Annotated in this window: 5 protein-coding genes; 3 read left to right on the top strand and 2 right to left on the bottom strand. The window is 61.1% G+C overall.

Annotated features, from left to right (window positions below):
* On the top strand, positions 1 to 635 hold a 635-nt coding region (gene lapG / locus APH30_RS24905; protein ID WP_054914042.1), incomplete at its 5' end, for a cysteine protease LapG.
* A 10-nt stretch (positions 636 to 645) separates the two neighbouring features.
* Positions 646 to 2,592: a cyclic di-GMP receptor LapD gene (lapD, locus tag APH30_RS24900; protein ID WP_054914041.1), complete on the top strand. Its 1,947-nt coding sequence runs from the start codon at positions 646 to 648 to the stop codon at positions 2,590 to 2,592.
* 100 nt (positions 2,593 to 2,692) lie between these two features.
* Here the strand turns inward: lapD and APH30_RS24895 are convergent, their stop codons facing one another.
* Positions 2,693 to 4,069: an HlyD family type I secretion periplasmic adaptor subunit gene (locus APH30_RS24895; RefSeq protein ID WP_054914040.1), complete on the bottom strand. Its 1,377-nt coding sequence runs from the start codon at positions 4,067 to 4,069 to the stop codon at positions 2,693 to 2,695.
* Positions 4,059 to 6,215 (bottom strand): type I secretion system permease/ATPase, encoded by a 2,157-nt coding sequence (locus APH30_RS24890; RefSeq protein WP_029886243.1) that lies wholly within the window; start codon positions 6,213 to 6,215, stop codon positions 4,059 to 4,061. The genes APH30_RS24895 and APH30_RS24890 overlap by 11 nt, the downstream gene beginning before the upstream one ends.
* Before the next feature lie 956 nt (positions 6,216 to 7,171).
* Between APH30_RS24890 and APH30_RS24885 the strand changes: the two genes are divergently transcribed.
* Positions 7,172 to 8,507, top strand: a 1,336-nt coding sequence (locus tag APH30_RS24885) for a retention module-containing protein (protein WP_054914039.1), incomplete at its 3' end; no start/stop codon positions are given.

Raw genomic sequence — 8,507 nt, 5'->3', positions numbered from 1 at the left:
TGGGCGGTCTGCTGCTGGGCGGCTTGCACGCGGATTGGGACTTTTCCCAGATCAGCCGCAAGTCCCAGGCCTTGTATGGCCCGCTGGGCGCGGGGCAGGGTCGTATCGACGCCTGGCAGCGCCTGATGGCAACGCAGGCTCAAGGCAGCGAGCTGGAACGGTTGCAGGTGGTGAACCGCTTTTTCAACCAGCAACTGCGTTATGTCGAGGACATCGACCTGTGGCAGGAGGTCGATTACTGGGCCACACCGGTGCAGGCACTCATCAAAGGGGCCGGTGACTGCGAGGACTACGCCATAGCCAAGTATTTCAGCTTGCGGCGCATGGGTATTGCCAGTGAAAAGCTTCGTATCACCTACGTCAAGGCGTTGCGGCAGAACCGGGCGCACATGGTCCTGACCTATTATTCAAGCCCACAGGCCCAGCCATTGGTCCTCGATAGCCTGATGGACGCGATCAAACCTGCCAGTCAACGAACCGACCTGTTGCCGGTCTATGCCTTCAATGGCGAGGGGTTGTGGCTGACGGGGGCCGCAGGCAACAAAAAGGTCGGTGATACCAAGCGGCTTTCCCGCTGGCAGGATTTGCTGAAGAAAATGCAGGCCGAAGGCTTCCCGGCCGAACCGGTCTATTGAAGGAGCACAGATGTCACTGTTCAAACAATTGCTGTTGGCCATTTGCCTGTTCCTGGTGGTCGCCTTCAGTGGCAGTTTCATGGTCAGCCTGGAAAGCTCACGCAGCCAGTATGTCAACCAGCTGCGCTCGCATGCCCAGGATGCGGCGACCGCGCTGGCGCTGTCGCTGACGCCGAACATCGACGACCCGGCGATGGTCGAGCTGATGGTCAGTTCGATCTTCGACAGTGGTTACTACGCAAGCATCAAAGTTGTCGACTTGGGCTCAAATGCGGTCCTGGTGGAGCGCCACGCCGAGCCGGACCCTGGCGGCGTGCCACAGTGGTTCGTGCGCTTGATCGGCCTTGAAGCCGCAGGTGGCGATGCCATCGTCAGCCGCGGCTGGCAGCAGGCCGCGCGCGTCGAGGTGGTCAGCCACCCGATGTTCGCCATTGCCAAACTTTGGCAGAGCGCTCTGGGCAGCTTGGGTTGGCTGCTGTTGTGTGGTGCCGCCAGTGCCGTGCTCGGCGCCTTGTTATTGCGCCGCCAGTTGCGTCCGCTGGACTATATGGTCGAGCAGTCCCATGCCATTGCCCGCCGCGAATTCCTGAGCCTGCCAGAGCTGCCGCGTACCCCGGAGCTGCGCCGGGTCGTGCAGGCCATGAACCAGATGGTTGAAAAGCTCAAGGCGCTGTTTACCGAACAGGCCGAGCGCAGTGAGCGGCTGCGGGCAGAGTCTTACCAGGACAGCCTGACCGGGCTGTCCAACCGCCGTTATTTCGAGATGCAGTTGAACACCCGGGTCAGTAATCTGGAGGAGGCCCGCGCCGGCTACTTGCTGCTCTTGCGGGTACAAGGCCTGGCCGGTTTGAACGCCCGCCTGGGCGGTCAGCGCACCGACCAGTTGCTACAGGCGGTGGGGGAGCAGTTGCGCCGTACCTGTGCCAGTTTCCCGGAAACCAAAGACCTGATTTCCCGCAGCCGCGGCGGCGAGTTCGCCGTATTGGCGCCGAGCATGGTGCATGAAGAGGCGGTACAGCTTGCCCAGGCGCTGGAAGCGACCCTGCTCAGCCTGCATGAAACCGGCGCCAGTGATGTTCACCCGGTGGCTTGCATCGGCCTTGCACCCTATAGCCCTGGTGACGCGCCGCAGGCGCTGCTCAAGCTCGCCGACGAAGCCCTGGCCCGCGCCGAGAACCAGCCTACCCCTGGCTGGGTGTGCCTTGAACAAGGCGTTGCCGCCGTAGCGGCGGACAGCCAGCACGCGTGGCACGAGCGCCTGGACCAGGCTTTCAACAATGGCCGCTTCGAGTTGTTCTTCCAACCGGTGGTGGACACCGCCACAGCGCAACGTGTACTGCACCACAAGGTGATTTCGCGCTTGCAGGACGGGCAGGGCGAGGCCTTGCCCGCAGGGCGCTTCCTGCCTTGGCTGGAACGCTTTGGCTGGATGCCGCGCCTGGACATACTGGTACTGGAGAAAGTACTGGCCCACCTGCGCGGGCACGATCAGGTGGTGGCGCTCAACCTCTCCGCAGCCACCCTTGGCGACGCCAAGGCGCTGCAGCGGGTCTTCGAGCTGCTAGGCCAGAACGCAGCATTGGGCCCGCGCCTGGTGTTTGAAATCGGCGAAGAGCAACTGCCTGACCAGGCCGCCCTGGAACACCTCACCCGACGGCTGCACGGGCTAGGCTTCGGCCTGGCGCTGCAGCGTTTCGGCGGGCGCTTCAGCATGATTGGCAACTTGGCCCATCTGGGCTTGGCCTACCTCAAGATCGACGGCAGCTACATCCGTAACATCGACCACGAGCAGCACAAGCGGCTGTTCATCGAAGCGATCCAGCGGGCGGCGCACAGCATTGATTTGCCATTGATCGCCGAACGGGTCGAGACCGAAGGGGAGCGCAAGGTACTGCAGGAGATGGGCGTAGGCGGAATACAGGGGCAGCTGGTTGGCGAGCCTGCGCCCTGGCGCTGATCGCATCAGGGAGGGAGCAGCCTGGTGTTGTGAAAGGGCCGCAGTGCGGCCCCTGTCGCGACGCAAGGCCGCTCTTGCTGTTAGCCCTCACAGCCCTTGATCAGCGCTCCCGCAGTGCTTCCGAACGTGCCTTCATGATCGGCTTGAGCAGGTAGCTCATGATGGTCTTCTTGCCGGTCATGATATCCACCGTTGCCACCATGCCCGGGATGATCAGCAGGGGCTTCTCATCGGTGCCCAGGTGGCTGCGATCGGTGCGCAGCTTGATCAGGTAGTACGTGGTCTTCTTGTCTTCATCGGTGATGGTGTCGGCACCGATCTGCTCCAGCTTGGCCTTGAGCCCGCCATAGATGGTGTAGTCATAGGCTGTGAACTTGACTGTGGCTTCCTGGCCAGGGTGCAGGAATGCGATGTCCTTGGGCAGGATCTTCGCCTCGATCACCAGCGTGTCGTCCAGCGGTACCACTTCGATGATGTCGCTACCTGGCTGGATAACCCCGCCAATGGTGTTCACCAGCATCTGCTTGACGATACCTCGCACTGGCGAGGTCACCAGCGTGCGGTTTACCCGGTCGTCCAGCGCTTTGCTGGTTGCGGTGGCCTTGTTCAGCTCGGTGCGCGCTTCGTTCAACTGGGTCAGCGCTTCACTGCGGAACTTGCCGCGGGTCTCTTCGATCTTGCTCTGCACCTCGCGGATGGCCGCCTCTGCGCGGGGAATGGCCAGTGCCGTGGAGTCCAGCTGACCGCGGTTTTCCACTTCGGCACGGCGCAGGCGCAGCACCTCGACCTGGGAAATCGCGCCGGTGGCCACCAGCGGTTCAGACATGCTGATTTCCTTGCGCAGCAACTCCAGGCTGTTGGCGTACTGGGCGCGCTTGGAGCTGTATTCGCGCAGTTCCTGCTGGCGCTGGACCAACTGCTGCTGCAAGCCGCCAATCTCGTCCTGCAGTTGCTGGCGCCGGCTCTGGTACAGCGACTCTTCGCTGGCAGCCTGGCTGGGTGCCGCCTTGCGCAAGGCTTCGTCGATTTTCAGTGGGCTGTCCTGCACCTCTGCACTCAGGCGCTCGACACGCAGGGCCATGGCCAGTCGGTCGGCCTCGGTTTCACCCACGTTGGAGGCGAAGCGGGTTTCATCCAGGCGCAATAGCGGCTGGCCCACTTCGACAATCTGCCCTTCCTTGGCGAAGATCTCGGCGACGATGCCACCCTCCAGGTTCTGGATTTTCTGCACCTTGGACGACGGAATGGCCTTGCCTTCACCCCGGGTGACCTCGTCAATGGGGGCCACGCTGGCCCACACGATCAGGAACACGAAAAACAGGATGACGCCCCAGATAGTCAGCCGCACCACCCGTGGGGCATCCTCGATCAGGGCCTTGTTGACCTCTGGCAGCGGCTGGCCGCCCAGTGACTCGGAGCCTTTGAAATAGCGCCGCAAGCTATCCTTGAACTGCCCGATATCCAGCTTATGCAACACTGATCTGCCCCTTCTTCAGCGCGTCCATGACCGCGGCTTTCGGGCCGTCGGCGACAATCTGCCCGCGATCGATCACGATCAACCGGTCTACCAGCGACAGCAGCGAGGCACGGTGGGTGACGAGCAGTACTGTCTTGCCTTCCACCACCGCCTGCAAACGTTGCTTGAGGCGCTCCTCACCGGTGTTGTCCATGGCACTGGTGGGTTCGTCCAGCAGCAGGATCTGCGGGTTGAGCAGCAGCGCACGGCCCAGGGCAACGTTCTGCCGCTGACCGCCGGACAGGTTCTGCCCACGTTCGCCTACCTGCAGCTCATAGCCGTCCGGGTGCAGCCGGGCGAATTCATGTACGCCAGCCAGTTCAGCGGCCTGCAGGATCAGTTCGTCCTCGATGTAACGCGCACCGCTGACCAGGTTGTCACGCAGGGTGCCCGCCAGCAGTTGGATATCCTGCGGGACGTAGCCAACGTTATGGCGCAATTCGCTGACGTCGATCTGGCGGATGTCCACACCGTCTACCAGCAGCGACCCGCCGTCGGCCTCGTACAGGCCGACGATGAGCTTGGCCAGTGAGCTCTTGCCCGAACCACTGCGGCCGATGATGCCGACCTTTTCGCCGGGGCGTATGGTCAGGTTGATGTTCTTCAGCGCCATGTTCTGCTGGTTCGGGTAGGTGAAGTCGACCCCACGAAACTCCACGCTGCCCTGCAGTACCTTGCGGCTCAGTGGGCGCTCTTCGAAATTGCGCTCCTGCGGCAGCTCCATCATGTGGTCCGTGGAGACCATGGTCACCTTGGCTTGCTGGTATCGCGCGAGCAGGCCGTTGAGCTGGCCCAGCGGGCCCAGGGCACGGCCGCTGAGCATGTAGCACGCTACCAGGCCACCCATGCTGAGGTTGCCGTCGATGATCAGGTACACGCCGACGCAGATCATTGCCACGCCTGCCAACTGCTGTATCAGCAGGGTGATGTTCATCGCCAGGCTCGACAGCACCTTCACACGCAGCTCCAGACGACTGAGGGTGCCAAGGGTCTGCTCCCACATGTACTGGCGTTCGCTTTCGGCATTGTTGACCTTGACCGCATCCAGGCCGGCCAATGTCTCGATCAGGCTGGACTGGCGCTCAGAGGCTAGCGCCATGGTTCGCTCCATGGTTGCCATCAACGGCCGCTGCAGGGCATAGCCGATACCCAGGGCCAGGGGGAAGGCGATGATCGGAATCCATACGAGGTGCCCGCCAATGATGGCGATCACGATCAGGATCAGGATCGTGAAGGGCAGGTCGATCAGGCTGGTCAGGGTCAGCGAGGCAAGGAAGTCGCGTAGGCCCTGGAACTCGTGAATGTTCTGGGCAAAGCTGCCTACCCTCGCCGGCCGGTATTTCATCGACATGCCGACAATACGTTCAAACAGCGTTGCCGAGATGATCAGGTCGGTTTTCTTGCCGGCCAGGTCCAGGCACAGGCCGCGCAGGCCTTTGAGAATCAAATCGAAGATATAGGCGCCGGCGATACCGATGGCCAATACCCAGAGCGTCGAAGTGGCTTGGTTGGGTACCACCCTGTCATACACGTTCATCACGAACAGCGGGGCGGCAAGGGCAATCAGGTTGATCACCAGGCTGGCGGCGATGGCATCGATGTACAGCCACTTGCTGCGCAACAGCGTGTCGCGGAACCACGACTTCGCTCGCGGGATCAGGTTGCCGTGGTTGACGTCGAACTTGTGCTGCGGCTGTGCGAAGAACACACGGCCGCTGTAGTCGCCGAGCAGGGCTTCGCGGCTGACGTGCACCTCGCCGCCGTCGCTTTCGCTAAGCAACAGGCGGGCGGTATCTTCGTTCTCCCAGCCCAGCAGAACGGCGCTGCGGCCCTCCTTGAGCAGCAGCATGGCCGGCATGGCTATAGTCGGGATCTGCTCAAGTTTGCGCTGCAGCAGGCGCCCTTGCAGGCCGGCGCGGGCGGCGGCGCGGGGCAGCAGCTCGGGGCTCAGGCGCTGGGCGGGCAGCGGCAGGCCTGTGGTCAGCATCACCCGGCTGGCGGGTTTCTGGTGCAGGACACACAGGCTCAGCAGACTATCCAGCAACGGATCGTCATGCTGACTGCGTGGATCGTGGCTGAGTTGGACTCGACTGACTTCGGATTCCACGCGGCGCTCTCTTCATCCTTGTGGTGGGTGGGATAGGTGGGCTGCCGTTCAAGCTCGGCCGGCTCACCTTGGCATTCTATGGTGCTGCCAGGCAGTACTGATGGCGGTGTGATACCGCAGGGCTCGGGCAGATGGCCATGGTCGCCTTGAATCGTTACTGAGTAAACAGTTCTGCGTGCTTCATTTCGACCAGAGGGTGCCGTGCAGTGAATGTTTCATATTCTGACTTGGCCCGTCGTGGTTTTGACGCCTGAATTCAGCATAGCTTGCCCTTTTTTCATGGCATGTGGTCTTGGAAAACCAGTGTAGACATGGTCAGTAAGCAGGCGCTGTTTTATTGGCGTTTTCTCGTCGGTTGTTAGTCAAAATTCATCTATAAAAAGCAGCCTGCCAAAGCATCCGCGATCAATAATCGCAGCTGGGTTTCAATCCCTCCTGGCGCAGCACTTCGCGCCGATCGTTATCTCTTTGATTTGCACCAAGGAATGGCCCCTGACGGCGTGGCGCCAGCAGGTTGCGTGGTGGTCTGGCGACTCGGTTTTGCGAAGTTCGCGGCGTAGTTCGGCAAGGTTTATGCTTGCAAAGCGATAGCGTTGTCGAGTGATTGCAGGCGATCAGAATAATGGCGCCAGGTTGCTGCCTATCCAGTGGAAACCGGCCGTTGTGGCGCGGAAATAGTTAACCGTACTGCGCGCGAAACACCGGTTCGCTGACGTACGACATTTGTCCTGCGGATAGGCTTGGCTAAGGTACAAATATCAATGTGACATTACATTGCCGATTGTTTAGGATGGCCTGTATAAGGTCAATAGTTTGGCAGTTAAGTAATTCCAAACAGTTATAGACGGAATATTGACGTCAAAAAACGTCAAAGATCATCGACATAGTTCCGCCTGAAGTGGCCTGCAAGTGCCGCTCTGGCACGGAAGTACCCACCGGGTCACACGGAGAGTCCAATGAGCAGCGTTGTAGCCATCGTCAAAAGTATTGTCGGCCAGGTTATCGCGGTATCCCCAGAGGGCATCCGGCGTGTACTCATTGAAGGTGACCGTCTGTTGGCCGGTGAGGAAGTGCTCACTGGCCCTGGTGGCGCAGTTACCCTGGAACTGGCTGATGGCCGCCTGCTCGACCTTGGCCGTGACAGCCAGTGGAGCGCCGATACACCTGACAGCAGCACCGACCTTGATCAGGCCACTGCCCAGGCAGCGCCTTCGGTAGAAGAGCTGCAGCAGGCGATTGCTGCGGGTGTCGACCCGACTACCGAGCTTGAAGCTACCGCTGCTGGTCCGTCGGCAGCGGGTGGTGGTGGCGCGGCGGGCGGCGGCCATAGCTTCGTAATGCTGGAAGAGACTGCGGGCCGGGTTGATCCGACCGTCGGTTTCCCCACCGAGGGTTTAAGCTCTGCAGCCGCGCTCAACAGCGTGCAGGTCGGTCAGCTGGGCACCAACAACAATCTGGTGACCCCACCGACCACCGACGCCAACGTTGCTACCGACCTTGTCCTCGGCGCCACCCCTTCCATCAGTGAAGCGGGTGGCGTCATCGTCTATACCGCCACCGTGGGTCAGGCGCCAACTACCAACCTGGTGATTACCCTGTCCAATGGTGCCGTGATCACCATACCGGCGGGGCAGACAAGCGGCAGTGTCAATGTCCAGGTACCGGCAAACGATACGCCTTACATTGATGGTGGGCAGATCTCGACGACTGTCACCGGGAGTACTGGCGGTGGCGGCCTGACCGTTACATTGCCGCAAACGCCGGCGGTCACCCAGGTGACTGATACCATCGACACCACTACCGCAACGCTTACGGCTTCGCCGAGTGTGACCGAGGGCGGCGTGATTACCTATACCGTGACCCTGAGCAACCCTGCTCAGACCCCGGTAACCGTGACCCTGTCCAACGGCCAGACTGTGACTGTTGAAGCGGGTAAGACTCAGGGCAGTGTCGATTTCCAGACGCCGGCTAACGACGTTTACAACAATGGCTCCACCGTTAGCGTCACCATCGAAAACGCCACTGGCGGTAACTTCGAACAACTGACGCCGAACCCGACCCCAGCTCAAACCACGATCAATGACTCGGTCGACACCACCACTGCAACGTTGACCGCGAGCCCGTCGGTGACCGAAGGCGGTGTGATCACCTACACCGTCACCCTGAGCAATCCTGCCCAGACCCCGGTAACCGTGACCCTGTCCAACGGCCAGACCGTGACCGTTGAAGCCGGCAAGACTCAGGGCAGTGTCGATTTCCAGACGCCAGCAAACGACGTCTACAACAACGGCT

This window comes from Pseudomonas sp. NBRC 111127 (assembly GCF_001320345.1).
Lineage (GTDB): Bacteria > Pseudomonadota > Gammaproteobacteria > Pseudomonadales > Pseudomonadaceae > Aquipseudomonas > Aquipseudomonas juntendi.
Note: the sequence above shows the minus strand (reverse complement) of the source record. Positions and strands in the feature narration are given on the sequence as shown.

Bases quoted from the DNA above. Each gene is read 5' to 3' on its own strand.
- lapD (WP_054914041.1), top strand. From the start codon at position 646: ATGTCACTGTTCAAACAATTGCTGTTGGCCATTTGCCTGTTCCTGGTG.